At 51.7% G+C, this 19,181-nt stretch carries 14 protein-coding genes; 11 read left to right on the top strand and 3 right to left on the bottom strand.

Annotated features, from left to right (window positions below):
- Nucleotides 1–173: 173 nt before the first annotated feature.
- Together AC50X8_RS25245 and AC50X8_RS25240 are read right to left on the bottom strand one after the other, a co-directional pair.
- The gene (locus AC50X8_RS25245) at nucleotides 174–1,946 is read right to left on the bottom strand and encodes a cache domain-containing sensor histidine kinase (protein ID WP_494862874.1); all 1,773 of its coding nucleotides are present in this window, start codon (nucleotides 1,944–1,946) and stop codon (nucleotides 174–176) included.
- Nucleotides 1,943–2,710, bottom strand: a complete 768-nt coding sequence (locus AC50X8_RS25240) for a response regulator transcription factor (protein ID WP_056033119.1) — start codon at nucleotides 2,708–2,710, stop codon at nucleotides 1,943–1,945. The genes AC50X8_RS25245 and AC50X8_RS25240 overlap by 4 nt, the downstream gene beginning before the upstream one ends.
- A 309-nt stretch (nucleotides 2,711–3,019) precedes the next feature.
- Between AC50X8_RS25240 and AC50X8_RS25235 the strand changes: the two genes are divergently transcribed.
- The 9 genes from AC50X8_RS25235 to AC50X8_RS25195 all read left to right on the top strand — a co-directional run bounded on the left by AC50X8_RS25235 (nucleotide 3,020) and on the right by AC50X8_RS25195 (nucleotide 13,709).
- Nucleotides 3,020–4,435 (top strand): M20 family metallopeptidase, encoded by a 1,416-nt coding sequence (locus tag AC50X8_RS25235; protein ID WP_494882201.1) that lies wholly within the window; start codon nucleotides 3,020–3,022, stop codon nucleotides 4,433–4,435.
- Nucleotides 4,436–4,478: 43 nt separating this feature from the next.
- The gene (locus tag AC50X8_RS25230) at nucleotides 4,479–4,652 is read left to right on the top strand and encodes a hypothetical protein (RefSeq protein ID WP_494882199.1); all 174 of its coding nucleotides are present in this window, start codon (nucleotides 4,479–4,481) and stop codon (nucleotides 4,650–4,652) included.
- A 24-nt stretch (nucleotides 4,653–4,676) separates the two neighbouring features.
- The gene (locus tag AC50X8_RS25225; protein WP_494882197.1) at nucleotides 4,677–6,152 is read left to right on the top strand and encodes an MDR family MFS transporter; all 1,476 of its coding nucleotides are present in this window, start codon (nucleotides 4,677–4,679) and stop codon (nucleotides 6,150–6,152) included.
- Nucleotides 6,153–6,494: 342 nt separating this feature from the next.
- On the top strand, nucleotides 6,495–7,922 hold the full coding sequence (locus tag AC50X8_RS25220) for an amidohydrolase (RefSeq protein ID WP_494882195.1): 1,428 nt from the start codon (nucleotides 6,495–6,497) through the stop codon (nucleotides 7,920–7,922).
- Nucleotides 7,923–7,970: 48 nt separating this feature from the next.
- A complete protein-coding gene (locus tag AC50X8_RS25215; RefSeq protein WP_494882193.1) occupies nucleotides 7,971–8,972 on the top strand; it encodes an ABC transporter ATP-binding protein in 1,002 nt (333 codons plus the stop codon).
- Nucleotides 8,965–9,954 carry an ABC transporter ATP-binding protein gene (locus AC50X8_RS25210; RefSeq protein ID WP_494862866.1) on the top strand — a complete coding sequence of 330 codons (990 nt, stop codon included), beginning with the start codon at nucleotides 8,965–8,967 and terminating at the stop codon, nucleotides 9,952–9,954. The genes AC50X8_RS25215 and AC50X8_RS25210 overlap by 8 nt, the downstream gene beginning before the upstream one ends.
- Nucleotides 9,955–10,100: 146 nt before the next feature.
- Entirely contained in the window at nucleotides 10,101–11,051 is a 951-nt protein-coding gene (locus AC50X8_RS25205; RefSeq protein ID WP_494882191.1) for an ABC transporter permease, read from the top strand.
- Between the two features lie 54 nt (nucleotides 11,052–11,105).
- The gene (gene opp4C / locus AC50X8_RS25200) at nucleotides 11,106–12,038 is read left to right on the top strand and encodes an oligopeptide ABC transporter permease (RefSeq protein WP_494862908.1); all 933 of its coding nucleotides are present in this window, start codon (nucleotides 11,106–11,108) and stop codon (nucleotides 12,036–12,038) included.
- Between the two features lie 27 nt (nucleotides 12,039–12,065).
- Nucleotides 12,066–13,709, top strand: coding sequence for an ABC transporter substrate-binding protein (locus AC50X8_RS25195; protein ID WP_494882189.1), 1,644 nt, complete (start codon nucleotides 12,066–12,068; stop codon nucleotides 13,707–13,709).
- Nucleotides 13,710–13,834: 125 nt separating this feature from the next.
- Here the strand turns inward: AC50X8_RS25195 and AC50X8_RS25190 are convergent, their stop codons facing one another.
- Nucleotides 13,835–14,167: a hypothetical protein gene (locus AC50X8_RS25190; protein ID WP_056033147.1), complete on the bottom strand. Its 333-nt coding sequence runs from the start codon at nucleotides 14,165–14,167 to the stop codon at nucleotides 13,835–13,837.
- 344 nt (nucleotides 14,168–14,511) lie between these two features.
- On the opposite strand from AC50X8_RS25190, the gene ppc reads away from it, so the two are divergent.
- The gene (gene ppc, locus AC50X8_RS25185) at nucleotides 14,512–17,316 is read left to right on the top strand and encodes a phosphoenolpyruvate carboxylase (RefSeq protein ID WP_494882187.1); all 2,805 of its coding nucleotides are present in this window, start codon (nucleotides 14,512–14,514) and stop codon (nucleotides 17,314–17,316) included.
- Nucleotides 17,317–17,667: 351 nt separating this feature from the next.
- Nucleotides 17,668–19,107 (top strand): S1C family serine protease, encoded by a 1,440-nt coding sequence (locus tag AC50X8_RS25180; RefSeq protein ID WP_494882185.1) that lies wholly within the window; start codon nucleotides 17,668–17,670, stop codon nucleotides 19,105–19,107.
- Nucleotides 19,108–19,181 lie beyond the last annotated feature (74 nt).

Below are 19,181 nucleotides of genomic sequence, written 5' to 3'. Positions count from 1 at the left end.
AGCAGCTGCCCAATCAAAAGAGACGTTTGCTCTGTGTAGAACAGAGCAGGCGTCTTTTTTTTGATCTAGAGGGGGGTGAAGTAGACCGAGAGGAGGGAAGGGGATAAGCGATATGGCGACGGGTAGTTCATCCCGAACACCCGTATCAAGGCTGCATGAGCTCCTGTACGCGCTTAATCAATCGGGATCGCGATGTATATGCCAGTTCCCCAGCCAAGCTTGCTGCGGATGGTTAAACCGAAGGTTTTGCCATAGGTAAGCTTCAATCTTTTTTGTGTATTAAACATGCCGATATGCTGGGATTGCTCCAGGCTGCTTTCCAGCTGGGTTCGCAAATAAGCGAGCCTTTCAGCCGTTACGCCTATGCCGTTGTCGACGACGGAGAGCAGCAGCCGCGCACCGGACACCCGTGCTTTCACTCGGATTAGGCCAAAGCTGTCCTTTTCTTTTATGCCATGATATAGGCTGTTTTCAATGAGCGGCTGGAAGGTCAGCTTGAGCACATGATATTTGAGCGCTTTGTCATCTACGTCCCAGCTGACATCAAATTTGTCCTTGTAGCGTGTGCGGAGAATGGCGATATAGGGCAGCGTTTGATTGATTTCTGTTTGCAGCGATACCATGCCCGAGCCGCCTTCGAGCGAATAGCGCAAAATATCGGATAAGTTCTCGATAATATCGGTCATATCATTAGGGCCACCGGTCAGCTTGCTCGCCTTCCAATTGAGCGTTTCTAGAGTATTAAAGAGAAAATGGGGATTGATTTGCGCATGAAGCGCTTCGAATTCCAGCGTTTGCAGCAAATATTTTCGCTCGGACAGCTGTACCTTTAGAAAATTATGCTCAATGAAATGGTTAAGCGTATTTTGCAAAATGTAGCCAAAAACATCCTTAGAGTAACGAGGCAGAGGCGGAAGCGGGCGGCCGCTCTTGGCGAAATCCAAAATCGTGACAATCGCCTTCAGATTGCTGTAGTTTTTACGAGTCAGCCAGTAGGCCAGCATCGTGCCGATTGCGAACGAAATGATCAGCAGCACTAATGTAGTCAGCTTGAGCCCATTCGGTATGACATATAAGGAGTCGCTAGGCACGCTTGAGAGAAAGGTCCATTGATATTTTTCGGAAGCCAGCTTGTTCAGCACCTGCGTTTCGCCATTGACCTTCATGGAGAAGAAGGAGCTGTCTGTCCGGTAAATCGTCTCAGCATCTTCGGCGGTCAGCTTATAGTCCGGATGATTGCGAAAAATAACGTTATTGTCACGGTCCAAAATAAAGATGCTTTGCCCTTGCAGCGTATCCAGCTCGTTTAGGCTTTGCGTAATGTAATCAGGCTTAACATTGAGGACAATGATGCCATCGTTGTCGGCTGCTACGGAAATGCGGCGGAACATTGTAATGACATTCGTCTGCACGGTGGACTGGCCAGTTGTCGGACGGATGACGGGCCGGCTTTCCGCCCACATCAGCTCATCTAAAGGGTGGCTTTGATAGCTGCTGTACCAGTCCGAATCGTAAAAGTCATTCAGCTCGACCAGGCCGCCAGTCGTTGAGGAAATAAACCGCTTGCGGTCATTATTTAAATAAATATAAATCGAATCAATATAAGGCTTGCCGATGGAGGGCGAATCGATAAAGTTTTTGAGCGAGGCAAGCTGATCGTAATCGACGGGCTCGGGAAATTCTTTGGTCATCATATTTTTCAAATTCGTAAACTGAAGCGCGCTGGCGACAATATGCAGATTCAGCGTATCTAGCTCGTTAAAGATCAGCTCGATATTGCCTTTCGTCTGCTTCAGCAGATTCATATTGTTATTGTTGATTTCCTTCGTTATATATTGCGAAATGAGGAACGTGGACAATGTGCCAAGCACCAGCAGCGGTACAAGCATTGGGATAAGAAAAGTAAACAGATTGCGGGCGAAAAATTTAAAATACACCTTGGTCATTCCAATCGCCTGCCATCCATATTGCGGTATTCTCTAGGCGTTTCTCCAAAATAGCGGCGGAACGTGCGCGTGAAGTTTTTGGCATTGCTATAGCCAACCAGCTCGCTAATTTCATACGTTTTATAGGAAGGGTCCTTAAGCAGCTCGGCCGCTTTGTTCATACGGACCGCCGTTAAATAATCGGAGAAGTTTTCACCCGTCTTCTGCTTAAAATATTTGCTTAAATAGTAGGGGTTCATATATACGACATTAGAGGCATTTTCCAAGGAGGCTTCCTTGTAATGGCATGAAATATAATGCTTAATTTTATCAATCGCTGTTTCGGGTGCCGGCTGTTCTTCGGTTTGAGCATCATCTGACGGCTCCGATTGCTGCTCAAGCAAAGCCTTGAGATCTAGATCCTCTTTCAGGCGCTCGAAAACTTTATTGATTTCGCTGTATTTCGTCGGCTTTAATAAGTATTGCTTCACGCCATAGTTTAACGCCTGCTGGGCCAGCTCAAATTCCCGGTGGCCGCTTAGCAGCACAACGCTTACGCTTGAACGCTGCTCAAACAGCTTGCGGGCAACTTCAATTCCTCCCATCTGCGGCATTTTAATGTCGCACAGAAGCACGTCCACGGGCTTCTCCGCCATATATTCGAGCGCATGCAAGCCATTTGCTGCTTGTCCCACTACCTCGAAGCCAATATGATCCCAAGGAATGTACTGGCTTAATCCATTGCGAATTTCAATCTCATCATCAGCGATCAACAGCTTATACAAAGGGCAGCCCCCTTTTCCAAAGTAAGATATTATGTTATGTTAAGTGACATTATAGCATTGCGTAAACAGATATTCTATGAAAAATGACTGGGTAATGAGCGATTTTATTCGTTTTGGACAATAGGAGAAGGAAGGTTAGTGTCAAAAATGGAGGCGGAATATTGAAAAATGATACCTTTCAGCCTTGCCTGTGCTAGAAATACGTTAAAAAAGGAGAGTAATTCACAAATGCAGTCCCTGTTTATGCTTTAGGTTCTATTGTTACAATTATGTTATGTAATTTAACGTTGAATCTGGAGGTGCTGGGGCATGCTGAAGCAGGGTTTGGATATAAGCGACATGATTGAGCTTAAGAAGCCATTGTTCACGGCGTTAAGCGATCAAATTTGGGCACTTGCCGAAACACGTTTTGAAGAGCACCAATCGGCTGAGCTGCTGTGCAAGGCGCTTGAGGAGGAAGGCTTTCGAGTCGAGCGGAGTGTCGGCGGCATAGAAACGGCCTTCATTGGCAGTTACAGCTATGGCGAAGGAGCGCCTGTACTTGCGATATTGGGCGAGTTTGACGCACTCGCAGGGCTGAGCCAGCACAAGGGGCTGTCGGAAGAGCAGCCGGTTGAGCCGGGGGGCAATGGGCATGGATGCGGCCATAATCTGCTCGGCACGGGCTCGCTGGCTGCGGCTGTTGCGCTGTGCCATTATATGGAGCAGAACGGGATTGCCGGAACGGTACGCTATTATGGCTGTCCAGGCGAGGAGGGCGGCTCGGGCAAAGCGTTTATGGCGCGAGAGGGCTTATTCGATGATGCGGATATGGCGATTTGCTGGCATCCGGGCGGCTTGAACGGCATTATGCCGGGGAACTCCCTCGCCAACTACCAAATTTATTATAAATTTAAGGGCCGCTCCTCCCATGCAGCAGGCAGTCCGCATTTAGGCAGAAGCGCGCTCGATGCGGTCGAGCTGATGAATGTGGGCGTGAACTATTTGCGCGAGCATATCATCCCGGAAGCCAGAGTGCATTATGCGGTGACGAACGCGGGCGGCATTTCGCCGAATGTTGTGCAAGGGGCGGCGGAGGTGCTGTACCTCATCCGGGCGCCGGAAACGCCGCAGGTAGAGGAAATCTATCAGCGTGTATGCAATATTGCAAGAGGGGCCGCGCTGATGACAGGCACCGAGGTCGAAATCGTGTTCGACAAGGCCTGCTCTAATTTGGTGCCGAACGATACGCTTGGCCGTGCTATGCATAAGCAGTTCGAACAACTGGGGATGCCTGTATTTTCCGAAGAGGAGCAGCGCTACGCCCGTGCGATTCGCGCTACGCTGTCGGAGGCGGACAAAGCGAGCGTTTCTATTAAGGAGGTTGCAGGAAAGGATTTATGCGACATTTTGCTGCCCTTTGATGAGCGGGAGGGCGGGAGCCGAATGTCGGGCTCGACGGATGTAGGCGATGTCAGCTGGATTGTGCCAACGGTGCAATGCTTCACCTCCTGCGTCGCCATTGGCACGCCCTTCCATACGTGGCAGGTCGTCGCGCAGGGCGCCTCGTCCATCGGCCATAAAGGCATGCTGCACGCCGCCAAGGTGATGGCGATGACCGGACTCGAAGCGCTGCAATCGCCTGAGCTGATTGCGGAGGCGAAGGCGGAGCTGAAGGAGCGGCTGCAGGGTGGAGCTTATGAATGCCCGATACCTGCATATGTAAAACCATCGGCGAAAAAGTAACAACGATAGGGGCGCGTGACAACGTAACAGGAGTAATAAAGCAATGGCAGCGAAAAGCAAAGCAAAGGGCAATCAAAAAGGCTGCGAAGCTCGTGAGGATAGGGCGCATGCAGCCTTTTTGCAATTAAGCTTTTATCATCAGGAGCATGAGGCGCTGCGGGCAAAGCCGCATTTGATGCGGCGCTTGCCTTGCTGCCCCTGTGCGCTCACGGCATAGGCTGCCGCCAAAGGAGAGAGGGATATGTCCGCTTCGCGCAAGGAAGCAACAGGAGAATTTTCAGAAGGCTCGTTTTGGCCGATTATGACAGCGATATTTTTCGGAGCGTTTTTATCCGTATTGGCTATATCCTCGATTAATGTGGCGATCCCTGTGCTTATGAACCATTTTCAGGCGGAGCTAAGCACCGTGAAATGGACATTGACGGGATTTATGCTGGCTAATGGCATTATTGCTCCGGTGACGGGCTATTTAGTCGATAAGCTAAGTGCGAAATATTTATACATTTTGGCGCTTGTCGGCTTCACGGTATCGTGCGCGCTGTGCGCAGTGGCGTGGAGCATGGAGGCGCTGATCGTCTTCCGGCTGCTGCAAGGGCTGTTCAGCGGTTTGATTTTGCCTGTGACGATGACGATTATTTATCAGGTTATACCGCGGGAGCGCCAAGCCTTCGCCAGCAGCATGTGGAGCCTTTCCACCGTACTTGCGCCTGCGCTTGGGCCGACGTTGTCAGGGTGGCTCATTCAGTCGCTGTCCTGGCAGTGGGTGTTTTGGATGAATCTGCCCTTCGGCATTGCTGCGGTGGTTGCGGCTTGGAAGCTGCTTCCGCATTATCGCTTAAGCGAGCCGAAGCGGTTCGACAGCTCGGGCTTTGCGCTGGTCATTACATGCAGCTCCTTCCTGCTCATTGCGTTCAGTGAAATCGATCAATGGGGCTGGGGCTCTTGGAAAACAGTCGGGCTGCTGGTTGCCGGAATGCTGCTGCTGCTTGCCTTCATATGGCGGGAGAGAAATGCTGCGGAGCCGCTGCTTGATTTGTCCGTATTCAGCAACAGGCGGTTTGCGATGTGTCTCGTCGTCAGCAGCGTGCTTGGCATGTCCCTATACAGTGGATCGTATTTAACCCCTGTCTTCCTCCAAACGATTCAATCGGCTTCTGCGATGGAGGCGGGACTGGTGATGCTGCCAGCTTCCATTGCCATGGCGGTTTTTATTCCGATAGCTGGAAAGCTGTATGGGCGTGTTGGCCCGGCGAGGCTAGTATTGACAGGCCTTTTGCTAATGGGGATTGGAACGCTTGCGATGTCGCGGTTAACGGTGGATACACCGCATAGCTACGTGATAGGCTGGATGATTGTTCGCAACATTGGCGTGGCGCTTGGCATTGTGCCTGTGTCTAATGCGGGGATGGAGCAAATTGCCCGCCAGATGACGGCTCATGCTTCATCGGCTAGCAATTGGGTGCGTCAGGCGAGTGCATCGCTGGCAATAGGCTTGTTTACGTCGCTGCTGTCGACGCGGCACATGGTGCATGTGGCGGAAAAGGGCCCACAAACACCAGATACGGGTACAGAACTGCAGGCCTACACGATGGCGATTAATGACGTCACGCTTCTGGCTGCTCTTATTGTATTTGCGGTTTTGCCGTTTTTATGGGTGCTGCGTCAGCGGAAGGAACCCGTTATTTTGCCTCCAGATCAAGCCTTCGTTTCTAAATAACACACTCTTAGGCGAATAGGCTCTCATATGAACATCCGAACAAAAAGCTTCCATGACTAGTTTTAGTCGTGGGAGCTTTTTTAAATAGCATTGGTCTCATGGAAAAGGCTGTAAAGGGATCTTCATTAGCTGTCTTGGGTGAAAAAGTATCTATTTTAGCTGAAAAAATGAAATAAAGATACCTATTGCCGTCAAGCCTCCAGCTTTATGCCAAGATATGAATCCAAATCATAAATCCAATGCCTACTAAAACGGCTCAAAATCCTGTTTAATTGACGTAAGGAAAGTTCACACGCAATTCGCGCTAGTGAATAACAGAGACAGGAAAAGGAGCTGACTGCTTTGAGCCCAACGAATAAGACGCATCATGCAGAACGTTTATCCGCAATTATTGACCAGAAACGAGAGGCATTCATTCGCCTGAGCGATGAAATTTGGGCATATGCAGAAACGCGTTATACGGAGCAGAAGTCGGCGGAGCTTGTCGCTGCCACCCTTGAGCAGGCAGGCTTCGACGTTGTGAGGGAAGCGGGCGATGTGCCTCATGCCATCGTTGGCAGCTTTGGCTCGGGTGCGCCGGTCATCGCCATCTTGGGCGAATATGATGCCTTATTTAATTTGAGTCAGCGCCCAGGCTTGACGGAGAAGCAGCCGATTGAGGCAGGCGGCAATGGACATGGGTGCGGACATAATTTGCTAGGTGCCGGGGCGCTAGCGGCGGCAGCAGCACTTCGGATTTACATGCTGGAAAATGGCTTGGCCGGCACGGTGAAATATTATGGCTGTCCAGCAGAGGAGGGCGGAGGCGGCAAAGCCTTTATGGCGAGGGCCGGGCTTTTCGACGGTGTAGATGCGGCATTGACTTGGCATCCTTCCACGCGCAATGGCGTGATGTCCTATGGCTTCCTCGCTACGTGCCAAGTGTATTACAAGTTCAAGGGACGCAGCTCCCATGCCGCTGCCAGCCCGCATCTGGGACGCAGCGCGCTAGATGCCGTGGAGCTGATGAACGTGGGCGCCAACTACTTGCGTGAGCATCTGGAGCAGGAAACGCGCCTGCATTATGCGGTTACGAATGCCGGCGGCATTTCGCCAAACGTTGTACAGGCGGAGGCCGAGGTGCTGTATAAGCTGAGAGCTCCGCTGAATGAGCAGGTGGCGCAAATGTATGAGCGTGTAACGAACATTGCCCGCGGCGCAGCACTGATGACCGAAACAGAGCTGGAAATCCGCTTTGACGCGGCTTCCTCGAATATGATTTTGAACACGGCGCTTGAAAAGGTGATGCAGCAAAATTTCGAACGGCTTGGCATTCCGCAGTTTGATGCGGAGGAAAAGGCGTTCGCCAGCCACATTCGCCAGACGCTGTCCCCGCAGGAGCTGCAAAGCGATAGGCAGCAGGGCGAGGATGCGGAGCAGCCGCTGGCCGATAAGCTGGAGGCGTACAAGCCCAAAGCCGGCATCGTGCCCGGCTCGACGGATGTAGGCGATGTAAGCTGGCTTGTGCCGACAGCGCAATGCGGAACCGCATGTCTTGCGCTTGGCACACCGCTTCATACATGGCAGGTCGTCTCCCAAGGCGCCACGTCGATTGGACACAAAGGCATGCTGCATGCCGGCAAAGTTATGGCGGCGACGGCAGGGGAGCTTCTGCTAAATCCCGAGCTGCTTGAGTTGGCGAAGCAGGAGCATGAGGCAGAGCGCGAGGGCAAGCCCTACCAAAGCTTAATACCGCCTGAAGCGAAGCCGCTGCCCGTTGTTGCAAGGTAAGAATCAGGTTCAGCTTACACACATTTGCAGAGGGAGCGTGAGAAGCGCATGGAGCATTTGCTAACCGTCAATCGGCTGCAGACGGCCTTTCGTACCGATCAGGGGGAAGTGATTTCAATTGATGATGTCAGCTTTCGGCTTAAACCGGGAGAGACGCTGGGCATCGTTGGCGAGTCTGGCTGCGGCAAAAGCGTCACCTCCTTGTCGATTATGCGATTGCTCGGGGCGAAGGGGCGCATCAGACGCGGGGAAATTATTTTTGAGGATAAAAGCCTTGGGGAACTGACCGAAGCTCAGATGCGCGATATTCGCGGCAATGATATTTCAATGATTTTTCAGGAGCCGATGACGTCGCTTAATCCGGTATTTACGATCGGGCATCAAATGATTGAAGCGATTCGGCTGCATATGAGCTTGGATAAAAAGGCGGCTAGAGCCTATGCGATAGAAATGTTGAAAAGGGTAGGCATTCCCCGCCCCGAGGTTATGGTGGATGAATATCCGCATGCGCTCTCCGGGGGCATGAGACAGCGGGTCATGATTGCGATGGCGCTGTCCTGCGAGCCGCGCCTGCTCATTGCGGATGAGCCGACGACGGCGCTGGACGTGACGATACAGGCGCAAATTTTGGAGCTGATGAAGAAGCTGAAGCAGGAGTCGGGCACCGCGATTATGCTCATTACCCATGATCTTGGCGTCATTGCGGAAATGGCGGATAAAGTCATCGTGATGTATGCAGGCCAAGTTGTAGAGGAGACGGATGTGTATACATTGTTCGATGAGCCTAGGTATCCCTATACACAGGGGCTTATGCAGTCCATTCCGCATATTGATGCGGAGCTTGGCGAACGGCTTGCATCCATACCGGGCTCCGTCCCGTCCTTGCAAAATATGCCGGCAGGCTGCCGCTTCCGTGCCAGATGTCCCCATGCGATGGAAAAATGCGAAGCGGAGCTTCCACCATTAATTCCCTCCGGCAAAAATCACTTAACACGCTGTTGGCTCGCTGAGCAGCCGGCAAGCATGGCGAAGGAGGCTGCGTATGGTTAATCCGGAGCTGGCAGGCAGACAGCCGCTGCTGCAAATCGAGCAGTTGAAAACCTATTATCCGATTCGTAAAGGGGTCATCTCCCGTACGGTCGGGCATGTCAAAGCGGTCGATGGCGTCAATTTGGCAATCTATCCGGGCGAGACGGTGGGGCTGGTCGGGGAGTCCGGCTGCGGCAAATCTACGATTGGCCGCACGATTGTCAGGCTGGAGGAGCCGACGGAGGGGCGGATTTTGTTCCGGGGCGACGATATTGCCCATTATGGCAGCAAGGCGATGAAGCAGGTCCGCTCGGACATGCAGATGATTTTTCAAGATCCGTACTCCTCGCTCAATCCGCGCAAGCGCATTAGCGATATATTGGCGGAGCCGATGCTGGTGCATGGCATTTTGCCGAAGGAGCAGGTGGCGGGCGAGGTGGAGATGCTGCTTGAAATTGTAGGCTTGCCAAAAAGCTACAAAAACCGCTATCCTCACGAGTTTTCGGGGGGACAGCGCCAGCGGATCGGCATTGCACGGGCGCTCTCGCTTAAACCGAAGCTGATCGTCTGCGATGAGCCGGTATCGGCGCTTGATGTATCGATTCAAGCACAGGTGCTTAATTTGCTAAAGGACTTGCAGAAGGAGTTTCAGCTCACTTATTTGTTTATCGGTCACGGCCTGGGTGCCGTTCGGTATATTAGCGACCGCATTGCGGTCATGTATTTGGGCAAGGTCGTTGAAATTGCGACGACGGAGAGCATTTTTCGCCAGCCGAAGCATCCATACACGCGGGCGCTGCTCAGCGCCTACCCGGTCCCTAACCCGCATTTGCGGACGAAGGAGCGCATCGTTATTCAAGGCGATGTGCCAAGTCCGGCGAATCCGCCAAGCGGCTGCCGGTTTCATACACGCTGCCCGCTGGCGATGGCAATCTGCCGCGAGCAGGAGCCGGAGCTGAAGGGCGCCCAGCACAGTGTCGCGTGCTTTGCGAGCGAAGCCTAACGTTGTGGCGGAATTGCAAGAAAGCTGGTATGCAAGAAAGCAAGAACACAAGAACGCAAGATTGCAAGATTGCAAGATTGCGGGAATGCCCGCAGGGAACATTTTTCACTAGAGTCTATCGTTTATGAGAAGAGGGGGAGAGCCGCATGCTGGCCTATATCATTAGGCGTCTGTTAATTGCTGTGCCGGTGCTGCTGGGCGTGACCATCATTAATTTCATTGTCATCAATCTGGCGCCCGGAAGTCCGGTCGAAATGATGATCGACCCCAATACGCCGCCAGCCGACATTGAAGCGAAGAAGGACGCGCTGGGGCTGAATGACCCTCTGTATTTGCAATACATCCACTGGTTGGTTGATGTGTTCAAAGGAAACTTCGGCTTCTCGCTGACGACCTATCAGCCTGTGGCGCAAATGATCGGCGAGCGCATTGGGCCGACCGTCACCCTTATGGGGCTGTCGCTCATCGTCGGCTTGGCGATTGCGGTTCCCCTCGGCATCATTAGCGCAACCCGGCAAAATTCCAAGCTGGATTATTTGGCGACTGGCGGTTCCTTTCTCGGCATATCCATTCCGAACTTTTTCCTCGCGCTGGGCTTAATCTACGTATTTTCACTGGAATTAAAGCTGCTGCCCTCAGGTGGCGTGATTACGCTTGGCGGGGATGGCGGGTTCGTCGACCGGCTGAAGCATCTCATCCTTCCCGTACTCGTACTGGGGACAGGCATTGCGGGGAAAAAGATTCGTTATGTGCGGTCGAGCGTCATTGATATTTTAGGCCAGGATTATTTGCGGACCGCACGCGCCAAGGGCGTACGCGAGTTTATGGTCGTGAATAAGCATGCCTTGCGCAATGCGCTGATTCCCATTGTCACGGTCATCGGGCTTGAAGTGCCGATTCTGCTGGGCGGTGCTGTTGTAACCGAGCAAATATTCTCTTGGCCGGGGATCGGCCAGCTGACGATGGGCTCCATTATGAACAGGGATTATCCAACCTTAATGGCATTAAACTTATTGGCGGCTTTCATGGTGCTTGCGGCAAACCTGCTGACAGATATTATTTATTCCGTTGCAGATCCGCGTATTAAATTTAAGTAAGAACGTAACGAAAACGATAGTCTCGCAACAAGGAGAGGGGGAAGCGCCATGGCTATGCTGCAGATGAGCACGAACAAGGCAGCGGGCTCTGGAGGTGGAGGCGGCCAGCTCGCAGAGACGGCTGTGAAAAGCAGCCATAAAGAAGAGAGCTATGCAGGGATGGTCGTTCGCAGATTTAAGAAGCACAAGCTTGCGGTAGCGGGGCTTGTCCTCATGACGCTGCTTTCGCTGGGAGCAATTATGGCTCCTTGGATCGTTCCGCATGATCCTTATCAGGTGACGGAGGCTTTCGAAGCCGAGCCTTCCGCCGAGCATTTGCTTGGCACCGACCAGGTAGGGCGCGATGTGTTGAGCCGGTTAATATACGCGGCGAGAGTGTCGCTTATGGTCGGCTTGGGCTCCGTCTTAATCAGCGTCACGATAGGGACGGTGCTGGGCCTCGTTTCGGGGTATTTTGGCGGCATTGTGGATATGGCGGTCATGCGGGTGACGGATATTTTTATGTCCTTTCCCCAGCTGATGCTTATTCTCGTTGTGGTCAGCGTAGTCGGTCCCAGCTTGACGAATGTCATTTTGATTCTTGGTTTCCTTGGCTGGACGGGCGTAGCGCGGCTTGTAAGGGGAAGCGTGCTGTCGATTAAGCAGATGGATTATGTCAAAGCGGGAGTCGCTTTGGGACTAGGTACGCCGCGTATTTTGTTCAAGCACATTTTGCCAAATGCTCTGGCTCCGATTCTCGTGAATGCAACCTTCGGTATTGCAGGTGCTATCGTATCCGAGGCTTCGCTTAGCTTCCTGGGGCTTGGCGTTCAGCCGCCAACAGCAAGCTGGGGCAATATGCTTACCGATGCCCAATCGCTTACGGTGCTGACCTCGCAGCCATGGCTGTGGCTGCCGCCGGGCATCATGATCGTCGTTAGCGTATTGTCGGTAAATTTTATCGGCGACGGGCTGCGCGATGCAATGGATCCAAAAAGCTTGAAATAACGACCATTTTAAGGGGGACAATCATCGATGAAGACAAAAAACAGTTGGAAAATGGTTTGTGCGCTTGTTGGAATGATATCTATGCTGACACTAAGCGCATGCTCAAGCAGCGGTCCAGCTACAGCCGGAGAAAGCGGCGGCAGCGAAGCGAAGCCAGCGGGGGAAAGCAAGGTCGTAAACATTGGGATTACGAATGCGCCGCTTATGTTTAATCCCATTGACCAGACGGATAATACGTCGATTATTGTGACGTCGATTTTGTTCCAGCCGCTCATGGAGCTTGATGAAAACTTGAAGTTCGTTCCGATGCTGGCCGACAGCATTGAAACCGAAGATAATCAGGTTTACACCGTAAAGCTGAATGAAAAGGCCAAATGGAGCGACGGTGAGCCCGTCACAGCGGATGATGTCGTATTTACGGTGAAGCTGATTGGCAATCCGAAGTCGATTGTATCGCTGTCCACTCGTTATGCGCTGCTGGAAGGCTTCGATGAGCTAGGCAAGCTGCCGGAAGGGGCAAGCGATGTAGCGGGCGTGAAAAAAATCGACGACCACACCGTCGAATTCCGCACGAAGCAGCCAGTGGACCCTAACCTGTTCATGGAAAGCTTCGGCAAAAACCTTAAGCCGCTGCCGGAGCATGTATTGAAAGACGCGAGTCCAGAGACGCTGGCGCAAAATCCATTTTTCCAAAAGCCGACCGTCGTCAATGGGCCATTCACCTTCGTTACTTACGCCAAGGATCAATATATTGAGCTGCAAGCCAACAAGGATTTTTTCAAAGGCGCGCCCAAGCTGGATAAGCTGAATTTTAAAATTATGCCTTCGAGCAATTTGGTTGCCCAGCTGCAAAGCGGCGAGATTGATATGAACTTCCCGGGTATCGGCACGATTTCGGTACAGGATTTTGAGAAAGTGAAAAACATGTCCAACGTTAATGCGGTGTCCGGCAAACCGTTCAACTATCAAAATCTTTATTTCAATAATGAGACGATAACCGACGCTCGCGTGCGCCACGCCATCGCTTATGCGATTAATCGCGAGATGATGATCGACAATCTGCTTAAAGGCGAAGGCGAGAGCATGGATGTGCAATATACGCCGATTCACCCGTACTATAACAAAAACCTGACGCCTATTACGTATAATCCGGAAAAAGCGAAGGAGCTGCTCAAGGAAGCAGGCTGGGATTCGAGCAAGACGCTGAGGCTGGTCGTGCCTTCGGGCAATAAGACGAGGGAGCAGGCTGCCGACATTATTGTCGAAAATTTGAAGGCGGTAGGCATCAACGCCCAAGTGCAAAAGTTTGATCTTGCCACGTCGGTGCAGAAGCTGATCAAAGGCGAATACGATTTGGATATTTTGGGCCTCATCTTTATTCTTGATCCCGATTTGACGACCGTATTTGGTACGGGAAGCAAAACAAACTATGCCCGCTATTCCAGTATAGAAATGGACAAGCTGCTGCTGGAAGGCACGAAGGAGACGGATTCGGACAAACGCCGCGTCATCTATGACAAGGTGCAGGAGCTAATCATGGAGGATCTGCCGCAAATTGCTTTGTTCGCCGATTACCGCCTGCTGGCAACGAACAAACGCGTGCTGGTCGGTGGGCCGAAGGATTTGGGCGCGTTCATCAATGTGTATGAGTGGGATGTGGAGTCGAAATAAGCGGCTTGAAAAGTAGCAAGCAGATTTAGTAATTCTTTAGCCAAATAAAAGCCAACCAACTAGCGAGCGCTGTTTGGTTGGCTTTTGTTATTTTCTATAAATTTCGGTTTTCGGAAAATTTTCCATTAATATATTTTCAGAAGGACGGACACGATTCCCGAAGCGCAAGCAGCAGCAAGAGAGAGGTAGGCCCAACTATTTTTTCTGAAATAGGTGAGGAAAATTGCGAGCAGGGACAAGGCGGTGGACAGCAGCGAGGATGCCAATGCGCCGCCCCTAAACGTAACATTCTGGTAAGGGATAAATGACTGCACGAGCATAAGCAGCAAGCTGAAGGCGATAACGGCGATTTGATAAGGGGCAAGCATCTGGTAGCTGCCCTTTTTGTCTGTAAGTTTAACTGTCACATAAACAATAGCTGCGATAAACAAAAGCAATGGCAAGTATAGCTGGAGCATGGAAGTTCCCTCCTTTTCTCCTTAAAATCCTTTTTATACCATACCCGATGATTTACGAGAATCGCAACTACTCTTTTTTCTGGATAAAAAAACGATTACATTTATTCAAAAATAGTGATTTAGATAGAAATGAAGCAGATAGGGGTAATGTAGGGAGTTGGCGGAAATGCAGAAGATCATCGCCTTATTTTATGAGAAATACCCCCTTTTTAGTTGCGAGCATGATAGACATCCTCCCATACATCTTGGTAAATGGCGGGGCTTCAACCATGAAGGATTTTGTAGTATAGTGTAAGATAGTTAAAATGAGTCCGTTATAGGGCACGCTACAGGAGGATTTCAGTATGTCGGAACAAGCTGCAACGAATTTATCGGCAAGCCGCCAGCAAGCGAACAATTTGCTGCGTAGGGATGTTCGGTTTCTAGGCAACATACTCGGCGAAGTGCTCGTCCACCAGGGCGGCAAGGAATTGCTTGAAATTGTGGAGCAAATCCGCGAAACAAGCAAATCGTTGCGAGCGGAATATATTCCGGAGCTATTCGCGCAATTCAAGACGACCGTGTCGTCATTGAGCCCGGAAATTAGGCACCAGGTCATTCGTGCCTTCGCGATTTATTTTCAACTGGTTAACATTGCTGAACAAAATCACCGTATTCGCCGCAAGCGCGATTATGAGCGTTCTACTGGGGAAGGCGTTCAACGCGGCTCCATTGAGAGCGCTGTAGCGGATCTGAAGGAACGTCAAATCGCAGTGGAAGATGTACAGCAAATGCTGAGCGGCATTTCGCTGGAGCTTGTCATGACCGCACATCCTACGGAAGCGACACGCAGAGCGGTACTGGATATCCACAAGCGGATTGCCGAAGATGTGATGGAGCTTGATAATCCGACGCTGACTTACCGTGAGCGCGAGAAGCTTCGCGAGAAGCTATTGAATGAAGTGCTTATTTTGTGGCAAAGCGATGAGCTTCGCGACCGTAAGCCTACGGTTATCGACGAAGTTCGCAACGGCTTGTATTATTTTGATGAAACGTTGTTCGAGGTGCTGCCTGCTGTTTACGAGGAGCTAGAGCGCTGCCTTGAAAAATATTATCCAGGTGAAAAATGGCATGCGCCAGACTTTCTCCGTTTTGGCTCGTGGATCGGCGGCGACCGTGACGGCAACCCTTCCGTAACCGCGAAGGTGACGTGGGAAGCGCTGACGATGCACCGCCTGCTGGCTATTCGCAAATATGAAGAAACGCTGAATGAGCTGATGGGCCAACTGAGCTTCAGCACGAACATTGTGGAAGTGTCGGATGAATTGATCGAATCGATTCGCCGCGACCGCGAGCAGGTTGAGCTGAAATGCGTAGAGCTGTGGCGCAATACGAAGGAGCCTTACCGCATCAAGCTTGGCTTTATGCTGGAGAAGCTCGCCAATACGCGCAATGAGGCGCTTAAAGGCTCCGCTATGCGCTATAACAACCCGGAAGAGCTGCTGGAGGATTTGAAAATTATTGACCGCAGCCTGCGCAATCACTTCGCGGATTATGTCGCAGATACGCATATCGGCAAGCTGGTACGCCAGGTTGAGCTGTTCGGCTTCCACCTGATGACGCTCGATATTCGCCAGCACAGCAAAGAGCATGAAAATGCGATGACGGAAATTTTGGCGAAAATGAACATTACGCCGAATTATGCGGCTTTGAATGAGGATGAAAAGGTTGAGCTGCTGCATCGCCTGCTGAATGACCCGCGTCCGTTGACGTCGAGCCATTTGGACTATACAGATGCAACGCGTGAATGCCTCGATGTCTACCATACGGCTTACCGTGCGAAGCAAGAGTTTGGCCCGAACTGCATTTCGAGCTACCTGATCAGTATGACGCAGGGCGCCAGCGACATGCTGGAAGTCATGGTCTTCTCGAAGGAAGTCGGCTTGTTCCGCCAAGATCGCGACGGTACCGTTCACTGCTCCGTTCAATCGGTGCCGCTGTTCGAGACGATCGACGACCTTCATGCGGCTCCAGCTATTATGAAGCAGCTGTTCGAGCTGCCGATTTACCGTCAAGCCATTGCGGCTCGCGGCGATCTGCATGAAATCATGCTGGGCTACTCCGACAGCAATAAAGATGGCGGAGCGGTTACAGCTAACTGGGAGCTGCGTGTAGCGCTTAAGGAAATTACAGCAGCGGCGAACGAATACGACGTTAAGCTGAAGTTTTTCCACGGACGCGGCGGCGCGCTCGGTCGCGGCGGCATGCCGCTGAACCGCAGCATTTTGGCACAGCCTCCGCATACAGTAGGCGGCGGCATCAAAATTACCGAGCAAGGCGAAGTGCTTTCCTCGCGTTATTCGATGCAGGGTATCGCATACCGCAGCTTGGAGCAGGCCACTTGGGCGCTGATTACAGCTGCGCGCTTGGCCAAATATCCGGAGCAAGGCCAGACAGCCGAGCCAGAGTGGGAAGAGATTGCCCGTTCGATTTCCGAGACGGCGCTGGAGAAATATCAGGATTTGATTTTCCGCGATCCGGATTTCCTCACATACTTCAAGGAGTCGACACCGCTGCCTGAGGTTGGCGAGCTGAACATTGGCTCCCGTCCGTCCAAACGGAAAAACAGTGACCGCTTTGAAGATTTGCGTGCGATTCCATGGGTATTCGCTTGGACGCAAAGCCGTTATTTGCTGCCAGCCTGGTATGCAGCCGGCACAGCGCTCCAGCAATATGTGGATGGAAGCGAAGAGCGTCTGCAGACGCTAAAAACGATGTATGAGCAGTTCCCATTCTTCCGCTCTTTGATCGACAATTTGCAGATGGCACTGGCGAAAGCCGATCTTATTATTGCGAAGGAATACGCGGGCATGATTTCCGACGAGGCGATCCGCGACCGTATTTTCCAGCAAATCGAGTCGGAATACGCGCTGACGTCGCAAATGATTTTAAGCATTACGGGCCAAACGGAAATTTTGGATAACGTACCGGTTATTCAAGAGTCGATTCGCCTCCGTAATCCATACGTCGATCCGCTCAGCTATATGCAGGTACAGCTTCTGACTGAGCTCCGCGGACTGCGGGCGAAGGACGAGGATGATCCAGAGCTGCTTCGTGAAGTATTGCTTACGATTAACGGAATTGCCGCCGGCCTGAGAAACACGGGCTAATAAGGCGCTTGAACAAATAAATAAACGCCAGAAAACGCTGGCGTAAACAGGAAAGCCAAGCAGGGCAGCCATTGCCCAGCTTGGCTTTTTTTTGCGTTGAAAAGGTGGGTTGAGCGGCAGCGAGGGGACTTGTTATGCGCTTGTACAGCTTTTTAGTACGCAAATAGGGCTGCCCCGAAAGGTTTTATGTTGCTTTAAATATCGCTTAAGTTTGGTTTAAGGTGCATCCTGCATGATGTATACATAGAAGGCAAACGAAATGACCGAATACACACTGACTAATCCTTATTATCTCAATACTTAGCTTACGTGAAGAAATTTACTCGGTAAAACTTGAAGGAGGCAATCAAGATGAGCGAGGACAACCAATATAGAGGAACAAATAACAGCATGAATGGACAGGGAGATGAACGTATGTCGGATCAAGTAAATGGCGGCGGACAAGGGAAACAACAGGCGGAGATGAACGCAGCGGGGGCAAGCGATAGCAAAATCAAGCAATCGAGTGCAGTTGGCAAGCAAGAGGGCAAGCCGGAGGGTGAGCAAGTTTTCAAAACCGTTTATGGTTATGAAGATGCGGCTGAACCGGGGCGTGAGGCTTCGGCGTCAGCGGATGCGGATAGCAGCCAGGCAAAGCCGCAGCAAGCAGATTCATCCGCGGCGCAGCAGGAAACAGCTGCAGGGCAAGAAGCTGGAAAACAGACGGCGCCGCTTGTTGCTTCCTACATCTACGAGTCGGAGCGTTCTCCCTCTAACTTGCGCCATTCGTATGAGAAGCAGCTCAGTGAGCTGCGGACGATGACGGACAGAGGACAAAGCGACGCAGGCAGAGGCGGCGATGAGGGTTCACAGAAGCCAGCGAAGCGTACGCCGTTGAAGTCCATTTTTGCAGCATTTTTAGCAGGGGCTGTCGTCATTGGCGGCTTTATGTATACGGCGGATCGCAGCAATTTGTTCACAGGCGGCGTGGCTACGGTAAATACGACCAACGGCAGTGTAGTTAGCAATGGCAGCGAGAGCAGCGCGGGCGTGACAACAGCAGCGAATTCGGTGGACAGCCAAATTTCCAACATTTATGCGGCAGCTTCCCCGGCCGTTGTCAAAATTGAAAATTACGGCCAAGCGACACGCGCAAGCGGACGCAGTTCAGACTACTGGCAGTTTTTCGGGCAGCTGGCACCGCAGAGCGGCCAGCAGCAGCCGAGTGCAGGCTCTAATGACCAGAGCGGAACAGACGATTCCAATTTGCAGCTTACAGGCTCGGGAACGGGATTTATATTCCAGTCCGATGGCTACATTTTAACGAATGAGCATGTCATTAGCGGAGCTTCCCAAGTGAAGGTAACCGTAGAAGGTTATGATGAGCCGTTTGTGGCTAAGGTGGTAGGCTCCAGCGCCGATCTGGATTTGGCGGTTCTGAAAATTACCGGAACGACGGCGTTCCCGACGCTGTCGCTTGGCGACTCTGACAGCACAGCAATCGGCGACTGGGTTATTGCAATTGGCAATCCGTATGGCTTTGACCACACGATGACAGTGGGTGTGCTAAGCGCGAAAGAACGTCCGATATCCGTCCAAGACGAAGATGGCGGCACGAAGGATTACAAGCATTTGCTGCAAACCGATGCCTCCATTAACCCGGGCAACTCGGGCGGTCCGCTGCTCAATACGAGCGGTCAGGTCATTGGCATTAATACGGCGGTAAGCACCGAGGCGCAGGGCATTGGTTTTGCCATTCCATCGAGCGAAATTCAAAGCGTGCTTCAAAAACTGATGACCAATTCCTTATAATATCTTTTATAAAAGAAGGCTGGGACGAAGTGCGGTACGCAGCGCATCCGTAAAAGGCCCGGCAAGAGCAGCAT

The sequence above is a fragment of the Paenibacillus sp. JT22N15 genome, assembly GCF_059383755.1.
This window is presented reverse-complemented; position numbering and strand designations above follow the sequence as displayed.

Coding starts and splice junctions, on each gene's coding strand:
- AC50X8_RS25245 (WP_494862874.1), bottom strand. CDS start 1,946: ATGACCAAGGTGTATTTTAAATTTTTCGCCCGCAATCTGTTTACTTTT.
- AC50X8_RS25235 (WP_494882201.1), top strand. CDS start 3,020: ATGCTGAAGCAGGGTTTGGATATAAGCGACATGATTGAGCTTAAGAAG.
- AC50X8_RS25230 (WP_494882199.1), top strand. CDS start 4,479: ATGGCAGCGAAAAGCAAAGCAAAGGGCAATCAAAAAGGCTGCGAAGCT.
- AC50X8_RS25225 (WP_494882197.1), top strand. CDS start 4,677: ATGTCCGCTTCGCGCAAGGAAGCAACAGGAGAATTTTCAGAAGGCTCG.
- AC50X8_RS25215 (WP_494882193.1), top strand. CDS start 7,971: ATGGAGCATTTGCTAACCGTCAATCGGCTGCAGACGGCCTTTCGTACC.
- AC50X8_RS25210 (WP_494862866.1), top strand. CDS start 8,965: ATGGTTAATCCGGAGCTGGCAGGCAGACAGCCGCTGCTGCAAATCGAG.
- AC50X8_RS25205 (WP_494882191.1), top strand. CDS start 10,101: ATGCTGGCCTATATCATTAGGCGTCTGTTAATTGCTGTGCCGGTGCTG.
- opp4C (WP_494862908.1), top strand. CDS start 11,106: ATGCTGCAGATGAGCACGAACAAGGCAGCGGGCTCTGGAGGTGGAGGC.
- AC50X8_RS25195 (WP_494882189.1), top strand. CDS start 12,066: ATGAAGACAAAAAACAGTTGGAAAATGGTTTGTGCGCTTGTTGGAATG.
- AC50X8_RS25190 (WP_056033147.1), bottom strand. CDS start 14,167: ATGCTCCAGCTATACTTGCCATTGCTTTTGTTTATCGCAGCTATTGTT.
- ppc (WP_494882187.1), top strand. CDS start 14,512: ATGTCGGAACAAGCTGCAACGAATTTATCGGCAAGCCGCCAGCAAGCG.
- AC50X8_RS25180 (WP_494882185.1), top strand. CDS start 17,668: ATGAGCGAGGACAACCAATATAGAGGAACAAATAACAGCATGAATGGA.